The following is a 22447-nucleotide window of genomic DNA, read 5'->3' on the forward strand; positions in this document are numbered from 1 at the left end:
GACGGTTATTCATTTATATCTCAGCTAAAAAAATTATTTTAATTAATGCCTCAAGTTAATTTAATTATTGCCGATGTTATTCCTCAATATTACCTATTGTGGCGACATTGCTCTCAATGTTTTGGGTTCTCATGCTGAAACGTTGTCGGCAATTGATAATTTTAGTAACAGGACGTTGATTGATTTATGTGCCAATGGATAACATGTCGAGTAAAACAATTATTTAGCAGGGTAAGGTTTTTATATTTGATAATAGTCCATACGGGTAACATACCCTGCTATCTGATGATATTGGTCAGTGGATATTCTTATGCCGCTCCCAGTCCGGCCGAGCGAAATATCATCCAACTTGAGCAGCAACAACTGCTTGAGCGATCTCAACAGCAGCGCGATGAGCTACAAATTATCACGCCAAAATTAATGATGCCGCCATCACCCTCATTATCGCAACCACAGCCCTGTTTTGTTATTTCGCGTATTGCGTATCTGGACAGCACACTTTTATCATCTGCTGTTCAACAACACCTAAATTCACCCTATATCGGGCAATGTCTGTCACTGATTAAAATCAATAAACTGCTGGCGGATATCAGTAATTACTATATTGAACGAGGCTATATCACCAGCCGTGCATTCCTTACCGAGCAGGATTTGGCGGAGGGAGTATTAAATATTCGTATTCTTGAAGGAAAGTTGGAGGATATCCAATTTAACCATCATAACGCGTCAATGTTAATGATGGCCTTCCCTCATCTCAAAGGGGAAATGCTGAACTTACGCGATATTGAACAGGGAATGGAGCAAATTAATCGGCTACGAACCCGGCAGGTTCAAATCGAAATATTACCCGGCAGTAAACCAGGCTACTCCATCGTCAATCTCACCTCTCAGCCGAAGTTCCCACTGACGTTTGCTTTGGGTAACGATAATAGCGGTCAGAAAAGTACTGGCGTATCTCAGCTTAATGCATCAGTTAATGCAGACAATCTACTGGGTTTCGCTGATCAGTGGTTTGTTGCCGGTAGTCATAGCAGTGAATTTTCTAATAGCCATAATGCCCGCAGTTTGCAAGCCGGGGTCGGCGTGCCATTTGGCTATTGGAACATTGATTACAGTTATGCCTGGAGCGACTACCTCAACGTTATTCCAGACCGAAATTACAGTTGGCGCTCCACCGGGGATAGCCGGATACACCGTGGAACGCTATCCCGAGTCGTATTCCGCAACGCTAATATGAAAACGGCATTGTCATTCGGCATTACTCATCGGGTTAGTCAGAACTACCTTGATGCGGTGCGATTGCAAAGCAGCAGCCGTAACCTTAGTAGCGGCATTATTGGCATCAGCCATAGCCAGAAGTTGTTTGGCGGATTAGCTACATTCAACCCGACATTCAGCCGGGGTACTCCTTGGTTTGGTGCGGAAAATGATGACCTTAAAAATGGCGATGTGCCGCAGGCTGAATTCAATAAATGGGCACTTTCTGCCAGTTATTACCACCCGTTGAACGATTCCGTGAGCTACCTCACCAGCCTTTATGGGCAGCATTCTAATGATCGTCTGTATGGCAGTGAGCAGTTAACGCTCGGTGGGGAGAGCTCGGTACGCGGTTTTAAAGAGCAATACCTGTCTGGAAATAACGGCGGTTACTGGCGCAATGAAGTGAGCTGGCAGGCACTGCAATTACCCTTATTAGGCAACTTGTCGCTCATTGCAGCACTAGATGGTGGGTGGCTGAAACACGACAAACAAGATAAGCATGCAGAAGGTACCTTATGGGGCAGTGCGATAGGTATTACCAGCAACGGCCGCTATTTCTCCAGCCAGTTTACTGTCGGTAAACCCTTGTGTTATCCCGGTTGGCTGAAACCAGACAACACCACGTTCTATTACCGCATCGGCATCGTGATTTAATTCATTAACGCAAAGGAATCGCAGAATGAAACCCATTTATCTTCGTCAGAGCGTGATCAGTTATGTCCTGATTTATCTGGTGGCTATCCAGCCGATTATGCCGGCAATGGCTGCGAGTATTGATGTTGCTCAGGGGAATACAGCTCTGGATAAGGCAGGAAATGGGGTGCCGGTGGTGAATATTGCTCCGCCTAATGGGGCAGGGGTTTCTCATAACGTTTATAACCAGTTCAATGTGGGTAAAGAGGGGGCCATCCTCAATAACGCGACGGATCGCCTAACTCAAACTCAATTGGGTGGCTTGATTCAGAATAACCCTAACCTTAATGGTAAGGCTGCGGGTGCCATTATCAACGAAGTCATTTCGCCCAATCGTTCCCAATTGAATGGTTATCTTGAAGTGGGCGGAAAAGCTGCCGCCGTGATGGTGGCAAATCCGTATGGTATTACTTGCGATGGTTGCGGTTTTATCAATACACCGAATGTGACGCTGACAACTGGCAAACCAATGCTGGATGCCAATGGCAAAGTGCAGTCTTTGGAGGTGACGCAGGGTGCGATAGCGATTCAAGGCAAAGGGCTTGATGCCAGTCAGAGCAGCGCTTTATCACTGATTAGCCGTGCCACTGAAATTAATGCCCAGATTCACGCCCAAGATCTTACAGTGATTGCGGGTCACAATCGGGTGGATAGTGCCGGTAATGTCAGTACGCTGCAAGGTAGAGGAGATATTCCCCAAGTGGCAGTCGACACCGGCGCGCTGGGCGGCATGTATGCCAACCGTATCCGTTTGGTATCCAGTGAGAAAGGTGTTGGGGTTAACCTCGGCGACCTGAATGCCCGTCAGGGGGATATCCAACTGGATAGCAATGGTAAGTTGACGGTCAGTAATGCAATCGCTCAGGGCAGCATTACCGCCTCGGCTGAGCAACTTCATCTGCAAGGCAATCAGCGTGCACAAGGCGATATTGTGCTTGCAAGCCGTGATGAAAGTTTGCTGGACAAAGCAACATTACTGGCAGGCAATACGGTGTCAGTCAAAGCTGGAGGAAAGATTACCCTACATGGTAGCCAGCTTAATGCTGGTGTGGATGAGGCAGGAAATATTGGTGAGCAAGGCGCGGTATCTCTTCAGAGCACGGAGTTGGCATTACAACAGAGCCAAGTTACTGCCGCGAAAGTAAGCGCGCTAAGTACAGGTAATATCGCGCTGGATAAGGCTAGTAGCCTGGCGGCACGGCAGCTAAAACTGAGTGGTCAACAGCTTAGGCTAGAGGGCCAATTAGCCGCCAATAATGATTTATCTCTTACTGGTCAAAGTTTGTTGGGGAGTAAAACTGCGTCACTAGGCAGCCAGAAAAATATCACTCTTAACCTTAGCGGTGACAGTGAGTGGGCTGGGCAAATGGTGGCGGGGAATGACCTGATATTCAGTGGGCGGAATTTAACCAATAGCGGTCAGCTTCTGGCGGCAAATCAGTTCCATCTCACTGGGATGCGGGTGGAGAATCATGGCCAGATATTCGCCACCGATATTGATATTGAGGCTAAGGCACTCAGTAATCAGGGCCAACTTCAAGGTGATAATCGTGTTGTGCTGACAGCGGATAGTTTGGCACAAAGCGCCAGTGGTACCGTCAATAGTGGGCGGGCACTAACCTTGCGCGCTGCCGAGATGGATATTGGTGGTGAGCTGCAAAGCCAGATTCTTGATGTAAAAGGCGCTAATTGGCGCAACCATGGCAATGTTGTCGCTCAAGAACATGCTCAACTGCTGTTGGATAACACCATCGATAACCGTGGTGTATTTGTTTCTACTGGTGATATAGCATTATCATTCAATGAGTTGAATAATTCTGAGCGTATCCTTGGCAACTCGTTGGCGCTGAATGGCAAAAATATCAATAACAGCGGCCAATTAGAGGGCCAGCAGCAGTTAACTTTGCAATTGGATAACCAGTACCAAGGCAAGTATTCGGGCGGCCTAAAAAGTGGTGGTCAGTTATCGGTGACGGCGGCTGATATCGATAACCAGGGTCAGTGGCAAAGTGATTCACTTAAGGCCACAGCAGAACAATTTACCAATAATGGCAAGGTATTGAGTATTGGGTTGCAGGATATCAACCTCAGTGGTGCATTGACCAATCAACAGCAAGGCCAATTTTTGACGGACGGCAAATTCATCTTAACCGCAGATAAGATGATAAATAATGGATTGCTACAAGGCAATTTGGCTGTAGCGCTAAACGGGCTGACGCAGTATCAAGGGGGGGCGGGCGGCCAGTTACTGACACACGGCATAGGCGAGATTCACGCTGATAATCTGAATAACGCAGGGCTGATTCAAGCGGGTTCTTTGTTATTGGTGAGTGATGCGTTGGATAACGCGGGCACCCTCTCTGGATTATCACAATTGCAGGTGAATAGTCGCAATACGATCACCAATCAGGCTCGTGGGCAATTTCTCTCTGATAGCACCCTTAAACTTGATAGTAACCAATTGGTTAATAATGGGTTAATGCAAGGGGATAGAGTATTTTTACTCGGTCAATATCTGACCAATAATGGCACGTTATTGGGTTTAACTCACCTTGAGTTACAGGCCACAAGCCTAACCAATAATAACGGTGGCAAAATCCTCAGCGGCCAGGATTTGTATTTCACAACATCAGCGCTGCAACAAAATGGTCAATGGACCGCGTTGGGTGATTTGACAGGCGAAGTCAACGGCAGTCTAGATTTTAACGGTGTTATGGCCGCTGGCAAACGACTCAGTCTTCAGGTTGACGGTGATCTCAATCAGCGTGGGAGCTTGCAGGGTAATGATGTCAGGGTTACCAGTCGTGGTGTTATAACCAATCGTGGGCAGTTTGCAGCGGGTGCAGGCAGTTTGATACTCAATGGTGCGGCAATTAATCAGGAACAGAGTGGCAGCCTACAGTCCGGTGGTGTCACCTCGTTGACCAGCCGTAGCGATATTAATAACCATGGATTTGTCGGGACTGCCGGCGATTTGTTGTTGCAGGCAGTGGGTGCAGTAAACAATACCAACCTGCTGTATGCGGGCGGCAGTATGCGTTTATTAGCAGATGCTATTCATAACGTCCGTGGTGACATTCTGGCGGGCAATCACTTATGGATGCAGCGGGACAACGCTGGGAATTCTAACCGCGAAATTATTAATACTTCTGGAAATATTGAGACTCAGCACGGAGATATGGTGCTGAATACCGCGTCATTACTAAACCGGCGTGATGGCTTTACTGTTACGGAAAAAACCGGTGCAGTTAATAGTGGCGGTATCGCGAATGTGGGGGCCACCAATATTCTGATATCGTCGGGTTATTTTAATCGTGAGGATGTCGTCTATTATTCCAAAACAGTTATCGGTGGTGGGCATCATGGGAATGAATCAACAGTTAGTCTTCTCGGATTAGCCGCTTCAGCCCGAACGCAAAAGCTCTCGACCAGCAGTTCAATCGTTACCGTTGATAGCCCCTATGATGCTGGGCGTATTGTGGCGGGGGGTGATCTTAGGGTTTTGGCAAACGCGCTGGTAAATCAGGCCAGCCAGATATCGGCTGGTAAGAATGTATTGTTGCAGGGGCAGTCACTCAATAATCAGAGTTATCAAAGTGGGACGTTAACGCAGTATCTGGTCTATACCAACAGCCGTGACACTAACCCTGAATATAATTTATTCGAATTTAAACTGAGCGGCAGTCCGACCTATGAAATCAGCAATGACGGGCAGCTTTATCAGGGGGTGATTCAGGCGGTAGGCAATATTACCGCTAATTTTACTGAAAATCTGAGTAATACCTCGGTTAAACCTAATATCGGTAACATCGTTCATCAGGTCGTGCAGCCTGGTCTAACTATGGCTACGGTGCCGTCAGAACTTGCCAATAAGCCAAACTCAGGTGCAGCGCAAGTGGCTCCTGACAGTAATAATACTGCTCTGGTGGCCCTTTATAATCAAAGTGGTACACCTTTGACCTTTGGTTTGGGGAGCGATGGTAAACCATTAACCCGCGCCCAATTGTCTGATTACCCACTGCCAGACAGCAATAATGGTCTGTTTGTCGTTAATGCAGAACCGGGTAGCCGCTATCTGATTAGCACCAACCCAACGTTGGAAAAACTAGGTAGTGTTGATAACACCTTACTTTCCAGCTTGCAGGCTATGTTGGGGCGTCAGCCTCAAACGTCTGTTGCTGTTGAGCACAACCCACAGTGGACCCAGCAAGCAAACTTCCTCGGTTCTGATTATCTGTTAAAGAAAATTAATCTCGATGCTGAACATGATTATCGGTTTTTGGGGGACGCCGCTTTCGATACCCGCTATATAAATAATGCAGTATTGAGCCAGACTGGCCAGCGTTATCTTAATGGTACGGGCTCCGACTTGTCACAGATGCAATATTTACTTGATAACGCCGCCCAATCGCAGAAAAAACTGGATCTCAAACTGGGTGTCAGTCTGACACCGGAACAGGTTGCGCAATTGAGTAACAGTATCGTCTGGTGGGAGAACATCAATGTTAACGGTCAAACTGTATTAGCACCAAAGCTGTATCTCGCAAAAGCTGAGCAAGGACATTTACAGGGTAGTGTGATCAGCGGAAATAACGTCGAACTGAATGCGGGTACTGTGACTAACAGTGGTGTACTTAAAGGTGTTGAACTGCTGGCAATAACCAGCCAGGACACCCTGACCAATGAAAAAGGGGGATTACTGACATCAACCGGCGCGCTGAACCTTACTGCTTTGAATAACATCAGCAATCTCAGTTCATCCATTTCGGGTGACCGTGTGGCGATTATTAGCCAGAATGGCGACATTATTAATCAGACACAAACTAGCCAGTGGTCAGCAGATCAAAGCCGACAGCCGGATTATTGGTCTGGGATAAAAACACAATCAATGACCCAGACTGAGGTTGGCGAGACGGCTGCTATCACTGCGGGTAAGGCGCTAACGCTTGTGGCTGGGAATAATATTGCCATCACTGGGGCCAAGGTTGTTGCAGTGGGTGATATCGCTATGAAGGCAAGTAACGATATCAATATTATTGCCAATGACCTCTACAGTGCACAGCAGCAAAACATTGGCCGTAACAGAAATATTGCACTGAATGAACAGCACGACAGTCAGAGCAGCGATATCAGTGCTGGGGGGGCTATCAATGCCCAAGCTGGGCGGGATATTACATTATCCGCCAGCCATTTAGGTGCCGATGGTAATACCGCATTACGGGCTGAACGCGATGTAAATTTACAGGTTAATGAGAAAAGTAGCCGTGCTCAGTATCGAGAAAGTGAAGCTAAAACCATCGGATATACCCGAAGTACACTGAGCAGCGGTGGCAACTTAACAACCAGTGCTGGTCGTGATATCAATTCACAGGCGGCGGCAGTGACGGCTGAAAATGCGCTGGTACTGAATGCCGAGCGCGACGTCAATCTCAATGCCCAGCAAAGTAGCCAATATAACGAAAGTCACGGTAAAAATTATAAACGGGTTGATGAGTCGGTGCGTCAACAAGGAAGTGAACTGGCAAGCGGCCAATATACCCAGATTCACGCAGGGCAGGATATTAATCTACAGGCGGCTAATATCAGCGCAGAAGGTGATCTGAGCTTGCAAGCGGGGCGTGATATTGCGGTTAACACTGCGACTGAGAGCGATTATCACTTTTTCGAAGAGAAAAAAACCAAGAAAAGGTTGGTATCAAAAACCACAACCCACAATGTGGAAGAGGATTTTACCACGACAGAAAAAGGCTCGGCGCTGGCCGGAAATAATGTCACGCTGAGTGCGGGTAATAATCTGGTAGTTAAAGGTTCTTCAGTTGTTGGTGATGGCGCTGTGGTACTGAAAGCAGACAACAATGTTGATATTGTGGCTGCCACTGAACAGCAATCCAGTTATCGCTTTAGCGAGAAGAAAACCAGTGGTATGTTCAGCGGTGGTGGGTTGGGGGTGACGTTTGGCAGTAAATCTAGCCGTCAGCAAGTCAATCAAGAGGGTAGCAAGCAGAGCGAAAGTGCCAGCGCAGTAGGCTCTACGGAGGGGAATGTCAGTATTCTCGCGGGCGCACAGGCACATATCAGTGGTTCAGATATTATTGCCGGTAAAGATCTTAATGTGATTGCAGGTACTATCAAAGTCGATTCTGGCAATGACTTACTGAAACGGCGGCAGGTTTATGAACAAAAACAGAGTGGTTTAACCCTCGCGCTTTCCAGTCCGTTTACCGATGCTTTACTGGCAATCAACAGTAAATTGAAACAGGCCAGTGATGCCGGCAGTAGCAAACTTTCCGCACTCTATGGCGCTCAGGCAGCGCGAGAAGCTTGGGTCGGTGCCGATGGCACTATGGATATGATGGCAGGCAAGTCGAATGGGTCTCCCGCCGAACCGGGGGCCAGTATTAAATTACAACTTAGTGTCGGTGCCAGCCACAGCAAATCGACGTCAGAACTCGTGCAAAATCAGGTGCGCGGCAGTAGCTTGACGGCGGGGGATAATCTGACAATGGTCGCCAGTGGTAGTCATGGGCAAAGCGGCGACCTCAGTGTGATCGGCAGTGGTGTTACCGGTAATAAGGTAACGTTAGCGGCCAAAAATGATCTGTTGCTGGCTGCGGCCAGTAACAATTCGGAGCAAACCAGCAACAACAACAGTAGTGGTTGGAACGCTGGGGTACACATCTCGTTCGGCAGTCAGACTGGGATTGGCATTTCCGCCAATGGTTTTATGTCAAAAGGGAACTCGGACGGTACAACCACTGACTATACCAATACTCGTATCAATGCCAAAGATACCCTGCTCATTAAGAGTGGGCAGGATACGGTATTATCAGGTGCACAGGTGTTGGGCGATAAAATTACGGCAGAGGTAGGCCGTGATCTGACTATAAGCAGCCTGCAAGATAGTGATAATTACCATAGCATTCAGAAGGATGCTAGCGCCGGGTTTAGTATTACTTTTGGTCCGGCCGGGGGAGGCTCGGCTTCCTTTAATCTCAGTAAAACTAAGATTGACAGTAAATATGCCAGTGTGGGCGATCAAAGTGGCTTTTTTGCTGGCAGTAAAGGTTTTGATCTGGATGTTGGCAATCATACTCAGCTCAATGGTGGTGTGCTGGCCTCAACTGCGGGGGCGCAGGATAACCTGTTATCAACAGGGACATTGGGATGGGGTGATATCCATAATCAGGCAGAATATAAAGCGACCAGTACCAGTATTGGTTTTTCTACCGATGCGCCGATGCCGACTCTGGGTATGGCAAATGCCCACAGTAGTGCCAGTGGTACGACTCGCAGTGCGATAGCTAACGGGGAGATAGCTATCCGTAATCAGGGCAAACAGCAGCAGGATGTTGCCACTCTCAGCCGTGATACGGATTCAGCTAATGGGCGTATTGATAAGATTTTTGATGAATCTAAAGTCAAAGATCAGATGGCATTTACGCAGGGTGTCACCCAGCTAACTACACAGTTGGTGGGTGATGTTAGCAGCTGGAACATGAAGCAAGCTGAAAAATCAGCCGCCCAAACACTGGAAAAAGATCCTAAGTATCAGCAAGCCACATCGGAAGAACGTCAGGCAATGATCTATGCTTCTGCTGACTATAAAGCAGCACAGGATTCATTTGGTATTGGCAGCGGTTTCTGGACGGCAGGTATGGCGGTTAGCGCAGCATTGACCGGTTTAGCCGGTAACGCTGACCTTGGCGGTATCAGCAGTGCCGCTGCCGCCCCTTATCTGGCGGGTCAAATAAAGAAATACACAACCGATAAAGATGGCAAAGTAAACAAAACCATCAATATATTGGCTCATGCCGTGTTGGGTGGCATTGTGGCCCAAATGCAGGGTAATTCAGCCACCGCAGGGGCGTTAGGTGGCGGTGGTGGTGAGTGGGCAGCCAACATCTATATGGATGAGGTGCATCCAGGCAAGAAAATCGCTGATTTGTCCGAACCTGATAAGAGAATTATTAGTGCGATTAGTACCTTAACTGCCGGTATCCTGGGTGGCTTAAGTACTGATAGCAGCACCGGCCTTCTCATCGGCGCGCAGGCTGGGAAGAATGCGGTGGAGAATAATGCGCTGAGCTTCGGTTCTGGCATGGACAGTATCGGTGCGGCTTATGCATCGTGGAATCAGTACGCCGTGGACCACAATCTGACGCCAGAGGAAAAGCAGGTTGGACTGGATAAGATCGCGAAAGGTGATTTGCCGGAAGGGGCGAACATAACCAAAGCGATAGTAGAAGGTTATCAGAATGGGGTTACGATAGCGGGGGCGTGGTATTTGGGGCCTGCGGCATCGTTAGGTAAAGTCATAGGTGGTGGAGTTATTGCGGAAATTGCCAACGGAAGTTATCAGTGGTTTGATCTGAGCCAGCCGGATAATGGAAACAAAGCCTGGGATTACAAGAGCAGCGTCAGTTCCGGGATCTCGGGAATGCTTGCACCGGGGAGAACTGTCTGGCAGAACGTCGGAATAGCGGCGGGTAGTGCATTCTTTACTGATGGACCGAATACTGGTTCTATTGGCGGGGCTGCTATAGGCACTTGGGCTGGAGGAATGTTCGGGGAATATGCTCCTGGTATTGTAAATTCATTAACAGGTAAAGAAATCCCAGGATTTATTTATGATTATTGGGGAAGTGTTGCCTCAGAGTTTTCATCTGGATTTATTAAAGACCTTAATAAGCCAAAAGATGCTTCTGAGGAGAAAAAATAATGAAACAGCTATATGCTTATGCAGTATTATTTCTTTATAGTTGTTTATCTTCTACGCTTATGCTGTTGCTTTTAGGCGGAGTGATTGCGACTTTTTACTATTTGAAAGGTGATGGTTTTTATTTTCCACTAAATCAAGTAAGAAGGGCTATAATTTTCGGTTGTATAGCTGGCTCTGCAATCACACTGGCTACAACAGTCTTTAATTTAATAGATAAGTTTAACTCCCGTAAAAAGCCTCCTTCAGATCCTGAGTGAGATTTACAATAATCTCAGCCCATGCGGTTGGGGTTGTTGTGGAGAATAACTATCTGAGTGCAGATAAAGGACTCGCTTTCGATAAAGAATTGTCGGGTTGCCGTAAGTCGGGCGGTGACTGTCAATCGATTATCGCTAAATGGAGGCAGGTTAGTGATAAACAAAGTGCGGAAACTGACCAGAAGCTGAAAGACAACTCACTGGAAGCCCAAGTGATAGATAAGGAAATCACTCAGGGCGGTTCCGATATGTCTGAACGTCCAGGCTGGACGAAGTTTGTGGTATTTGTGTCTGACCCAGAAAATCAGACCATGCTTGCTTCTGGTGGACTATTGGTTAAAGATTTGGCCAAAGCTGCAATTTCATTTATGAGCTGCAATACGTCGACCGCGACAGTAAAAGCTTCTGAAGTGGGTATGCAATGGGGACAGGGCAACATGAAGCAGGGAATGCCATAGGAGGATTATGTAGGCAAATCATTACCAGCCGATGCCCGTTTACCGCAGAACTTTAAAACCTTTGATTACTATGATGGTGCAACTAAAACAGCGGCAATTGAAGATGTTATTCTTTATGTAGACAATTCCCCGACTGAAATCGGTGCCGGATTACGGTTCGTACTCGGTCGTTGTAAATTTTCACCTAGGCCAATAATCATCCGAAGATGATTTATAAATGCATCGGACCTAACTTTATTGTTCGAATTTTCCTGTTTGTTCGTGGCAGACAATGACTTAACATAGCTATCACTTTTTTGTATGGTTTATGGGTATTCGATGCGCTACCTGGCTATTATTGTTCCCTTACTTACGTTGCTCTCTGCCTGTAGTAGCAAACCGACACCTCCTGTTGCTGCCGAGCCCTCGGCGGGCCTGATACAAAGCGGTTTCTTGCTTGAGCCGCAACATGTGGGGCATTTGCAAAACGGTGATTTTGCTTATAACGCCGACACTGCCCGATTTGTTGACAAAATGGTGCGTGAACACGGTTTTGAGCCTCAACAACTGCATGATGTATTGGCCCAAACTAAAAAACTGGATTTTGTTATCCGCCTGATGGATAAACAAGCACCATCGGCAGGCCGCCCTTCCGGCCCTAATGGTGCGTGGAACCGCTATCGCAAACAGTTTATTACCCCTGATAATGTGCAAAACGGTGTTAACTTCTGGAATCAGCATCAAGAGGCGTTGCAACGTGCCTATGAGGTTTACGGCGTGCCACCGGAGATTATCGTCGGAATCATTGGGGTTGAGACTCGCTGGGGCCGGGTGATGGGGAAAACGCGCATCATTGATGCCCTGGCAACACTCTCCTTTGCCTATCCACGCCGTGCTGAGTACTTTTCTGGCGAGCTGGAAACCTTCCTGTTGATGGCGCGTGCGGAGGGTAATGATCCGCTCAGCTTGCGGGGGTCTTATGCGGGCGCGATGGGGTACGGCCAATTTATGCCATCGTCATTCAAAAGCTATGCTGTTGATTTTAATGGTAACGGCCACATCAATTTATGGGACCCGGAGGATGCCATCGGCAGTGTCGCTAACTACTTCAAATCCCATGGCTGGACCAAAGGTGCGATGGTCGCGGTGCCCGCTAATGGGCAAGCGCCGTACCTTGATAATGGCTTTAAGACGAAATACCCTATCTCGACGTTATCTGCCGCAGGGCTAAGCCCGTCTGGTTCGCTAGAGGGTTATCAAGAGGCCAGCTTACTGCGTCTGGATGTTGGCACCGGTTATCAATATTGGTATGGGTTACCCAATTTCTACACGATTACCCGCTACAACCACAGCACCCATTACGCGATGGCGGTATGGCAGTTAGGTGAGGCAGTAGGCAGGGCACGATCAATACAGTAAATGATGAGTGATAAGCGTTGCTGACGGTTCGTGCCGTGATGGCAAGCAGTAAAAGGGCCACATGTCACGATGTGGCCCTTTTCTATTAGTGGTTGGTGCTGCTTACAACAGGTGTGAAATATCATCTGGATTAACGGATGGCGGCGATTTACGCCAGCCGCGAGTCAGCCACAGCAAGTAGATAAAGCCTGCCAGCAACCACAATAAGCCGACTTCAAGCGCCCGTTGTTCAAGGTGAACCCACAGCCACACCGACATGACGAATCCCATCATGGGTAATAACCCGTACTTAAACATGGCCGCAGTACCGCGACGTTTCTCATTGATAATAAAATGCTTTATCACACTCAAATTAACAAAGGTGAAGGCGCCGAGGGCACCAAAGCTTATCATCGATACCACTAAGTTCAGGTCAAGGAATAGGGCCAGCAGCGAGATGGTGGCAACGAACAAAATGGCCCGCCACGGTGTGTGGAATTTGCGATGCAGATGGAAGAACACTTTGCGTGGCAGTACACCTTCACGCCCCATGGCATAGAAAATACGCGACACACTGGTCTGCGCGGTCATTGCGGAGGCATAAACGCCGGTCAAATAAGTGGCCATAAAGAAGTTATACATCCACTTCCCACCGACATGCTCGGAGATAATCAGGCTGGCGGTATCCTGATGTGGAATCAACGATTTCCAGTCGGGATAGGCCAAATGGGCAGCATAGGAAACGGCGATAAAAATAGCACCGGCGCTGATCACCGTAAAGAGAATGGCCCGTGGCAGAGTGCGTTTGGCGTCGTGCGCCTCTTCGGCCATGGTCGCGATGGCATCAAAACCGAGGAAGGCCAAACAGAGCACTGCCGCACCAGAGAGTAACCCGGATAGGTCACCGGCATTCACCAGAAGTGGCTTCATTAACGCTTCCGGGCTTAAATCGGCCTGACTGAAAGAGAGCGCAATAAATAATATGATAAAGACCATCTGTGCTGCGATCAGCGAGAAATTAACTGAGGTGAGTAAACGCACGCCCAGAATATTAAGCAGACTGACACTGATGATAGACGCAATAATAAATACCGGAGCAGGGATAGCCGGAAATGCCTCATGCAAGAAAATGCCTAAAACTAAATAATTAAGGATTGGCAGGAACAGATAATCCAAAATTTGCGCCCAACCCACCAGAAAACCGGTTTTCCCGCCAAAACTACGCTGAACATAGGAATAGGCGGAGCCAGACAGCGGCATGGCGCTGGTCATCCGGCAATAACTGAGGGCGGTAAACAGAATGGTGGCAACAGTCACCAGATAGGCAACGGGCAAATGCCCCTGACTTAATACGGTCACCTGTCCATAGGTAGTGAATACGCCTAAAGGCACCATATAGGCAAGCCCGAAAGCGACCAGCGCGGGGGTTTTAAGCACTCTGCGCAACTGAATATTTTGTGGCATTACCGTATCATCTCCTGGTGAGAAAAAGCACCGTTACGCTGCATTTTTATGCAGCTATAGAACATAAAGGAGCGGATTTTGACATAAGGGTCGCTGTAACGCCAATGACTTCCTTCTTAGCCTATGTTGTCGTGCTCAACTCTGCTCCTGACAGATTTGTCCCCGCATCACCGACGTGCATCAATGATGCGGGGCATTCACTAGGCTTGATAAACCACATTACCGCCGATCAGCGTAGATTCCACCTGTGTCTGGTAAATAGCGTTTGGCGACTGCTCAAACAGGTTATTTTTCAGAATGATAATATCGGCGAACTTTCCTGCTTCCAGTGAACCGATATATTGCTCTTTGGCAATCATATAAGCGGCATCAATGGTGGCAGAACGTAATGTTTCAATCAGCGTCAGGTCACGATCATTATCCAGCCGTGGGCCAGCCGGATGACCGTCGAGATCCCATGCACGACGGGTCATACCCACTTGCAGGTTGTACCATTCATCTAGCCGGTCAATGGGCCAGTCACTGCCATACGCAATACGTGCGCCAGCATCAAGGAAGCGTGCTGCAGGCTCCATATGCTGGAAACGAGCCTCGCCCAACATCTCACGCTCTTCATCAATTAGCACCCCCGGCAAGCCAGCCCACTGGAAGGAAAGCACTGCTGTTGCTCCCAGTTTGGCAAAACGATCATATTGATGGGGGGCAACCAGCTCGTTATGTGCTAATCCTGGGCGGATATCTTTGCCCGGCAAGGCGGCGCGCATCTGTTCCACTGCATCCAGCACCATCTCGATGGCCCCATCACCCACGGTATGAGTGTGTGGATGAAGACCTGCGCGGGCGCACTCCAGAATCACAGCATTGACTACTGGCGCGCTAAAATAGAGGTCGCCATAGCGCTCGGTATCTTGCCAGTCAGGTTGTTGTGCTGAACCCTGGTTGGCACGATACGGCTCCAGTAATGCAGCGGTCATGGTTGGGGGTTGCAATACCCCGTCGATAAACAATTTCAGGTGATCGACGGCGAAACCCGGTGCGGGTGTCCATGCGTGGCTTCCCCATTGGCGGGCGAACTCTACCACCTCTTGTACCACGAGAGCGGCGTCCTGTGGGCCTTGCAGGCTATCTGGAGTCACTTCTTTAGCGCCCAGAACCCGTAAGGTTAAGGCATCACGTTCATGCAAACGGTGGAAAGCCAACAACTGTTCGGCAAAAACACGAGTATCCATCACGGTAGTGACACCCTGCGCATTAAGTACTTGCTGCACATGGGCCGCAATTTGCACATTCTTTTCCGCTGTGGCGGAGGGGATACTATCAAAGGCGCGCATGGCGGGCGCATCTTCCAAAATACCGGTCAATTTACCGTGGGTATCGCGGGCAATTTTGCCATCTGGCGGTACTGGAGTGTGTTCATCGATACCCAGCAATTCCAGCGCGCGGCTGTTGGCAGCCAGCGTGTGGCAATCATTGGAAAACAATGCGATTGGACGGCTGGTATTGAGCGAATCCAAGGCCTTTCGGCTCATATCAGCGCCGACGGGTGTCATCGCCTGACGCTGCCAGGCGCGCACGGTCAGCCAGTCATTTTCACCGTTAAAAGGATCGCTATCGAGGTGTTTCTGGATAATATCCAGTGTCTGCTCAACACTTAGCGCAGCATAATTGAGGTTACAACCAATCAGTTGTTTCCCCCCCCAAAACGGGTGCATATGGCTGTCAATCAGGCCGGGCATCATAAACTTACCTGCCAGATCGATAAGTTGAGTTTGCGCGCTAGCGAATTGCTGTTTGATCTCATCACCGCCCGTGGCCAGAATATAACCTTGGCCGATGGCGATGGCACTGCAAACCGTGTTATCAGCATCTGCCGTATAAATTGTGCCATTGTAATAAATACTATCGGCGACAGGAGTCTGTTTAGTCATATTATGTACTTTATAAAATGCCCTTTCCTCCTTGACGTTAGCTGCTCCCGGCATGTTTATCACCTGAATTGCTAACCTCTGTCAGCTCATCGGGATTGGTTGCTGTGCTGCCACGCCAATGACGTTGGGGATTTGAGGAATCAGATAATCATTATAGCCTGTCCTATCAGGGAAAACTCTCCGAGTTAAGTACCGGCCAAGGTGAGAATCTATTAATGGTTTTTCAATAACTCGCTTCTCATCATTGCAGCCAGATGGCGCAAGATTTCTGCTTCTGAAAAACCTAACTCGGTAAACTGGGTTAGACCATCCAGACCGCACACCAGCCCGATCAGCCGCCAGGCAACATCACTGGCATTTATGTCTGAGCGAAATTCATCGTTGGTAATGCCGGTATGGATCACCGCCACGGTAGCCGCATGCCAGTCTGACATCGACGCCGCATAGGCTTCCTTAATAAGTTCATCGCGCTCGGCTAGCATTGAAATTTCATTCCACAACCGGGTTTCTCTTCGGCCGGCTTCATCTTGTGGATAGCCCAACACTTGCTGTATCCGTTCAACGGCAGGTAAGTTTTGACTGTTTAGCGCAAAAGCAGATAACGACTGTTTAACTAAGAGTAGAAAAGCATCTGCTCGTAGTCGTGAGACTGATGTGAAATGGTGATGAACTTGCCCAACAGCCACGCCCGCTTCGCTGGCAACACGACGTACAGTGGTTGCCGCCATCCCTTCACTTATCGCGACACGCATCGCAGCCTGCAAAAGGGTGTCGTGGCGTTCCTCACGGTTCAAATAGGCCAAAGAGACTCCTTATCTGACTTATTAGTGTTTTAGCCATTATGTGATGAATTGGACGCTAGTTCAACTTTCCGCTATTATTGACATATTGAACAGGTGTTCAACATTAATCTATGCCTTATTTGAGCGTTTTGTATGTCTAAAAAGTGGATGATTTTCTACGTTATTATTCTGATGTATCTCCCAGTTTCTATTGATGCAACTGTATTACATGTGGCCGCCCCACGACTGGGTATTGCGCTGTCAGCCACGGGCAGTGAATTGCTGTGGATTATTGATATTTACTCACTGGTTATGGCCTGTTTGCTGCTGCCAATGGGGGCGCTGGGGGATCGCATCGGTTTCAAACGCTTGGCGTTGTTGGGGTCGGTACTGTTCGGGCTTGCCTCACTGGCGGCGGCTCTTGCACCATCGGTTGCCGCGCTCATTGCGGCACGCGCTTTTTTGGCGATAGGTGCGGCGATGATCCTGCCGGCAACCTTGTCGGCGGTGCGCCATATCTTTACCGATGAACGAGAAAGGGCATTGGCGCTGGGGATATGGGTTGCCATCGGAACGACGGGTGCCGCGATGGGGCCACTGGTTGGTGGATTATTGATGGAATATTTCTACTGGGGTTCAGTCTTCCTGATCAATATCCCTATTATTATTGCAGTGGTTATTGCCACGCTGCTGGTTATACCGAGCCTGCCAGTGCGGGTGGAACAGTCATGGAAATTGGCTCCGGCACTGGTATTGATTACTGCGATCCTATTGCTGGTCTATGCGGCCAAAACCGGGCTGCGCGGCGGGGGAGATATGAGGGTAACTTTCCTAACCGCGTTTATCGGGGGCGCGATGCTGTTTGCTTTTGTTCGTCACCAGTTATCAACGACAGCTCCAATGATCGATTTTCGCCTGATAAGCCAGCGGGTGATCGCTGTTGGTATGGCAATGGCCATGACGGCAATGATAACGCTGGTTGGTTTTGAACTGCTGCTGACACAGGAATTGCAGTTTGTGTTAGGTAAAAGCCCACTCGAAGCGGGTATATTTCTAATGCCATTGATGATTGCCAGTGGTGTTAGCGGGCCGATATCCGGTTGGCTGGTGGCTAAATTGGGGTTACGTACCGTTGCAAGCGCGGGTATTGCATTTAGCTCATTGAGTTTTCTCGGCCTGGCCTGGACCGATTTTGCCACGCAAGTTTATCTGGCATGGGGATGGATGATAGTGCTGGGGTTCAGTATTGAAGCCTCGTTATTAGCTTCTACTGCGGCGATTATGAGTGCGGCTCCCCCGGAAAAAGCCGGTGCGGCTGGGGCGGTTGAGGGTATGGCTTATGAGCTGGGGGCGGGATTTGGGGTGGCAATATTTGGTTTGATGTTATCGCGGGCCTATACCGCGTCTATTGAATTACCAGCAGATTTACCCGCTGATCTGGTTGAGCAGGCCAGTGCTTCTATCAGTGAAACTATTCAGGTGGTCAATAGCCTTGGTGGGAACGAGCATCTACTGACCAGCGCCAAACTTGCCTTTTCTGCCTCGCATAGTTTGGTATTAGGTACTGCCAGCGCACTGTTAATTCTGTTGGCGGTGGTGGTGTGGTTTACCCTGCCGGGGAAGAAAATACGGCAATTGGGCAAACAGAGTGCCACACCTCACTGATTAGCGGGTGGTTAACACTTCATTAATTAAACAGTCATTACTCTTACTTAACTGTGTGATATACCTATTTAGGGTTTGAAACATTAGGGTTTGAAATAGGTAAGGTCTGAGCAATGACTGAGCAAACGTCCTCCGTACAACTTGATCTCGATAGCGCGGCTCAGCCTCCCATAGTGTATATCAGGGGGGATTGGGTACTGGCGCATTACCGCTTTTTGGAACCCCAAGTGGCGCAGTTGCGCGTTAATATGCCCAGTGGCGTGGTATTTGACCTCAACCAACTCGGGGCGTTAGATACCGCCGGTGCAACGTTGCTAGCTCTGCTTCTGGGTGAGGATCGTGTGGCAAATTTACGCAAACTTGCGCCTAAATTGCCAGAAGAACGGCGAACCTTACTTGAAACGGTAAGCCATGTATTGCCTGACTTAGCCCCTGAGCCGTCAGAAAAACCCGCACGATTTTGGCTGGAGATGCTGGCTAACACCGGCCGTTCGGTCGATAACTTATGGCAAGATATTAAGTCACTATTGGGCTTTATTGGTCTGACGCTGGAAACCTTGCTGGGGACACTCTTTCGCCCCTCACGCTGGCGCATTACCTCATTAATTGCCAATATTCAACAGATTGGCCTCAATGCTGTACCGATCATTATGTTGCTCACCTTTTTGGTGGGGGCAGTTATCGCTTTTCTCGGTGCCACCGTACTCACTACCTTCGGCGCGGGCATTTTTACCGTCGATTTGGTGGTATTTTCTTTTCTGCGTGAATTTGCGGTACTGCTTACCGCGATCCTGATGGCAGGGCGGACAGCCAGTGCTTTTACCGCTGAAATTGGCTTGATGAAAGCCAATGAAGAGATTGATGCTATCCAGACGCTGGGCTTGAATCCGGTCGAATTGCTGGTGCTACCGCGCGTCTTGGCACTATTGATTTCTCTGCCGATGCTGACATTTATTGGTATGGTTTGTGGTATTTTTGGTGGCATGGTGGTGTGCGCCTTAACACTGGATATCTCTCCAACCATGTTTTTGTCTATTATGCAAAACAGTAATGGGTTGCAGCATTTTCTGGTGGGTATAAGCAAAGCCCCTATTTTTGCTTTCCTGATTGCCATTATTGGCTGTCTGGAGGGGTTCAAAGTGACGGGTAGCGCTGAATCTGTCGGGGTCCATACCACCACCAGTGTGGTGCATTCGATTTTTGTAGTGATTTTGCTTGATGCCGTGGCAGCACTATTTTTCATGGAAATGGGGTGGTGAGCCAAATGACGCAAGATGCAATTATTCAAATTCGCTCTCTGGTTAACTGCTTTGGCGCACAATGCGTGCATCAAGGGTTAAATCTTGATGTTAAGCGCGGCGAGGTTTTGGGCGTGGTTGGCGGCTCGGGTACCGGTAAATCGGTTCTGTTACGCAGTATTGTTGGGCTACGTCGTCCGACTGACGGGCAAATTCATGTTTTTGGTGAAGATTTAATGACTCTGTCAGGTCAATCCCGCTCCATGGTAGAGCGCCGATTTGGCGTATTATTTCAACGAGGCGCACTGTTCAGCTCTCTAACCGTGACCGAGAACGTGGCGTTGCCATTAATAGAAAACGCCGGGTTACCCCGGGCTGAGGCTGAGCGTCTGGCTCAGGTTAAACTGGCACTGGCCGGGTTACCGCCGGGCACTGGCAGCAAGTATCCGGCATCACTGTCGGGTGGTATGGTCAAACGTGTTGCGTTAGCCCGTGCCTTGGCGCTGGACCCAGATATTCTGTTTCTTGATGAACCGACAGCGGGCCTTGATCCCATCGGTGCGGCGGCGTTCGACAGCTTGATCCGCACCCTGCGGGATGCCCTCAATCTGACGGTATTTTTGGTAACTCACGATCTGGATACGCTGTATACGTTGTGTGATCGTGTGGCGGTGCTTTCGCAGAAAAAAGTGCTGGTGGTTGATACTCTGGATAAAGTTGCGGCGACTGATGATGCCTGGATTCAGGCGTATTTTCATGGCCCACGAGGCCGGGCTGCTTATCAGGCAGCGGCAATTAACAGTGGAGAGAGGTGGTAATATGGAAACCCGTGCTCATCATGTTGTTATTGGATTGTTCACTCTTATTGTGGTGAGTGCCGCGCTGCTGTTTTGCCTATGGCTGACAAATTCCGGTTCTGACCGCCAGTTCAGATTGTACGATATCGTTTTCAATGAACCGGTGAGTGGCCTGTCACAGGGCAGCACCGTTCAGTACAGCGGGATTCGAGTCGGTGAGGTGACACAATTGCGGTTGGACCGAGAGAATCCTAATAAGGTTTGGGCACGTATCCGCGTCTCTGCATCTACTCCGATACGCGAGGATACTCAAGCCCGGCTGACAGTTGCGGGTATTACCGGCACTTCAAATATTCAATTCAGCAGTGGCAGCCAAGACAGCCCGCTATTGGAAGGCAAAGATGGCGATGTTCCTATCATTATTGCCACCCCTTCGCCGATGAGTCAGCTACTGGCTAACGGTGAGAATTTCATGACCAATGCTAATGAAGTGTTGGTGCGCTTGAACCAGTTGCTGGCACCGGATAACCAGCAGCGCCTGATAACGACACTGGATAATCTCGCGCTGGTCACTCAAACCGTGGCTGATCAACGTGGTGATCTTCGTACCCTGTTGCAGCAGTTGGCGCAGGCCAGTAAACAGGCTAATGAGACACTGGCCCAAACTAATCGCCTGCTGCGTAATGCTAACGGCTTAATGGATGGGCAGGGGAAACAACTGGTCAGTGATGCCGCCAAGACCATGGCATCGTTGCAAAATACCAGTACCATCCTCAATAAATTGGTGAGTGAAAATAAAACCTCACTCAATAACGGGATGCAAGGGATGAATGAGCTGGGGCCGGCTGTGGATGAGCTGCGCAGAACATTAGCGACATTACGTGCCGCCGTTTCTCGTTTGGAAGAAAACCCAGCGGCCTTGTTGCGCGGCCGTGAAAGAACACAGGAGTTTACGCCTTAATGCTCTCTCTTAATCTAATGCGCTATGCAGGCCGCCGTGTGTGGCTATTGATGATATCCGGCGGGGCGATACTGCTCTCTGCCTGTACCATTTTACCCTCGGCCCCCGTATCACAAGTTTATCTTCTGCCGGTGCCACCAGCAGTGAGTGCGCCGCGCGCGCAGACAGTAAACTGGTCATTACGGGTTTCACAACCGGCGACGAACCAGTTTCTTAATAGCTCACGCATAGCGGTGCAGCCTCAGGGCCAGGAGATTGCAGTTTATAAAAACTCTCGTTGGAGTGATTCAGCACCGATTCTGGTGCGCAATCGTCTTATTCAGGCGTTCCGTAGTGATGGCCGAATCCGCGCAGTCAGTAGCGATGATGACAGCCTACAGGCTGATGTGGAGTTGAGTGGTGATTTGTCTGCGTTCCAAGGGGTATATCATGTTGGTAGCAGCGAAGTGCTGATCCGCTTTGATGCCCGGCTGGTAAGAATTTCGGACCGTAGGATTATTGCGACCCGCCAGTTTGAAATTCGCCAACCGATAACAGGTAGCGAGATGAATGAGGTGATTCAGGCCTTTGGCCTGGCCAGTGACCAGTTAGCCACCCAAGTGCTCAACTGGACCATGCAGCAGTCTCCTCAGTAGCACGGGTTATCAAACCAGGACAGGCTGCAGCGAGTATATCGCGATAGCTTAGATTTTATTTCAGGCGAGTTGGCAGTAGCTAACTCGCCTTTTTAAATCGGCAGTTTATGGGTTCAGAGAAAGAATCTCGCCCAAGGGGGAAAATATTCTCTTTATTGTTTTGTGACTAGTATCTCATTGGGTGTGGTGCTTATGGTAAATAAATTATTTAAC

The 22447-nt window shown here is 49.0% G+C and carries 13 protein-coding genes and 1 pseudogene; 11 read left to right on the forward strand and 3 right to left on the reverse strand.

Features of this window, described 5'->3' with window-relative positions; genetic code table 11:
- Positions 1–285: 285 nt before the first annotated feature.
- From V2A85_RS12065 to mltB, 6 genes and pseudogenes are all read left to right on the forward strand, one after another.
- On the forward strand, positions 286–1914 hold the full coding sequence (locus V2A85_RS12065) for a ShlB/FhaC/HecB family hemolysin secretion/activation protein (protein ID WP_420071530.1): 1629 nt from the start codon (positions 286–288) through the stop codon (positions 1912–1914).
- A 25-nt stretch (positions 1915–1939) separates the two neighbouring features.
- Positions 1940–10672, forward strand: a complete 8733-nt coding sequence (locus V2A85_RS12070) for a hemagglutinin repeat-containing protein (protein ID WP_420071527.1) — start codon at positions 1940–1942, stop codon at positions 10670–10672.
- Complete coding sequence (locus V2A85_RS12075; protein WP_050084865.1) at positions 10672–10929, forward strand: hypothetical protein; 258 nt, start codon at positions 10672–10674, stop codon at positions 10927–10929. Before V2A85_RS12070 ends, V2A85_RS12075 begins: the two co-directional genes overlap by 1 nt.
- A gap of 38 nt (positions 10930–10967) precedes the next feature.
- Positions 10968–11387 (forward strand): hypothetical protein, encoded by a 420-nt coding sequence (locus V2A85_RS12080; protein ID WP_372559547.1) that lies wholly within the window; start codon positions 10968–10970, stop codon positions 11385–11387.
- Positions 11388–11399: 12 nt separating this feature from the next.
- A pseudogene (locus tag V2A85_RS12085) lies at positions 11400–11597 on the forward strand (hypothetical protein); the annotation flags it as partial.
- Between the two features lie 108 nt (positions 11598–11705).
- The gene (mltB, locus tag V2A85_RS12090; RefSeq protein WP_372559546.1) at positions 11706–12785 is read left to right on the forward strand and encodes a lytic murein transglycosylase B; all 1080 of its coding nucleotides are present in this window, start codon (positions 11706–11708) and stop codon (positions 12783–12785) included.
- 102 nt (positions 12786–12887) lie between these two features.
- On the opposite strand, the gene V2A85_RS12095 is transcribed toward mltB, so the two are convergent.
- From V2A85_RS12095 to V2A85_RS12105, 3 genes are all read right to left on the reverse strand, one after another.
- Entirely contained in the window at positions 12888–14228 is a 1341-nt protein-coding gene (locus V2A85_RS12095; protein ID WP_372559545.1) for an APC family permease, read from the reverse strand.
- Positions 14229–14428: 200 nt separating this feature from the next.
- Positions 14429–16156: an amidohydrolase gene (locus V2A85_RS12100; RefSeq protein WP_420071528.1), complete on the reverse strand. Its 1728-nt coding sequence runs from the start codon at positions 16154–16156 to the stop codon at positions 14429–14431.
- A gap of 212 nt (positions 16157–16368) precedes the next feature.
- The gene (locus V2A85_RS12105) at positions 16369–16959 is read right to left on the reverse strand and encodes a TetR family transcriptional regulator (protein WP_372559543.1); all 591 of its coding nucleotides are present in this window, start codon (positions 16957–16959) and stop codon (positions 16369–16371) included.
- Between the two features lie 132 nt (positions 16960–17091).
- On the opposite strand from V2A85_RS12105, the gene V2A85_RS12110 reads away from it, so the two are divergent.
- The 5 genes from V2A85_RS12110 to V2A85_RS12130 all read left to right on the forward strand — a co-directional run bounded on the left by V2A85_RS12110 (position 17092) and on the right by V2A85_RS12130 (position 22234).
- A complete protein-coding gene (locus tag V2A85_RS12110; protein ID WP_372559542.1) occupies positions 17092–18603 on the forward strand; it encodes a SmvA family efflux MFS transporter in 1512 nt (503 codons plus the stop codon).
- A gap of 113 nt (positions 18604–18716) precedes the next feature.
- Entirely contained in the window at positions 18717–19862 is a 1146-nt protein-coding gene (locus tag V2A85_RS12115; protein WP_420071529.1) for an MlaE family ABC transporter permease, read from the forward strand.
- Between the two features lie 5 nt (positions 19863–19867).
- Positions 19868–20659, forward strand: a complete 792-nt coding sequence (locus V2A85_RS12120) for an ABC transporter ATP-binding protein (protein WP_193784620.1) — start codon at positions 19868–19870, stop codon at positions 20657–20659.
- Position 20660: 1 nt separating this feature from the next.
- Positions 20661–21599, forward strand: coding sequence for an MlaD family protein (locus tag V2A85_RS12125; RefSeq protein ID WP_372559540.1), 939 nt, complete (start codon positions 20661–20663; stop codon positions 21597–21599).
- Entirely contained in the window at positions 21599–22234 is a 636-nt protein-coding gene (locus V2A85_RS12130; RefSeq protein ID WP_083158183.1) for an ABC-type transport auxiliary lipoprotein family protein, read from the forward strand. The genes V2A85_RS12125 and V2A85_RS12130 overlap by 1 nt, the downstream gene beginning before the upstream one ends.
- Positions 22235–22447: the final 213 nt, after the last annotated feature.

This window comes from Yersinia sp. 1252 StPb PI, assembly GCF_048593885.1.
GTDB classification, from domain to species: Bacteria; Pseudomonadota; Gammaproteobacteria; order Enterobacterales; family Enterobacteriaceae; genus Yersinia; species Yersinia enterocolitica_E.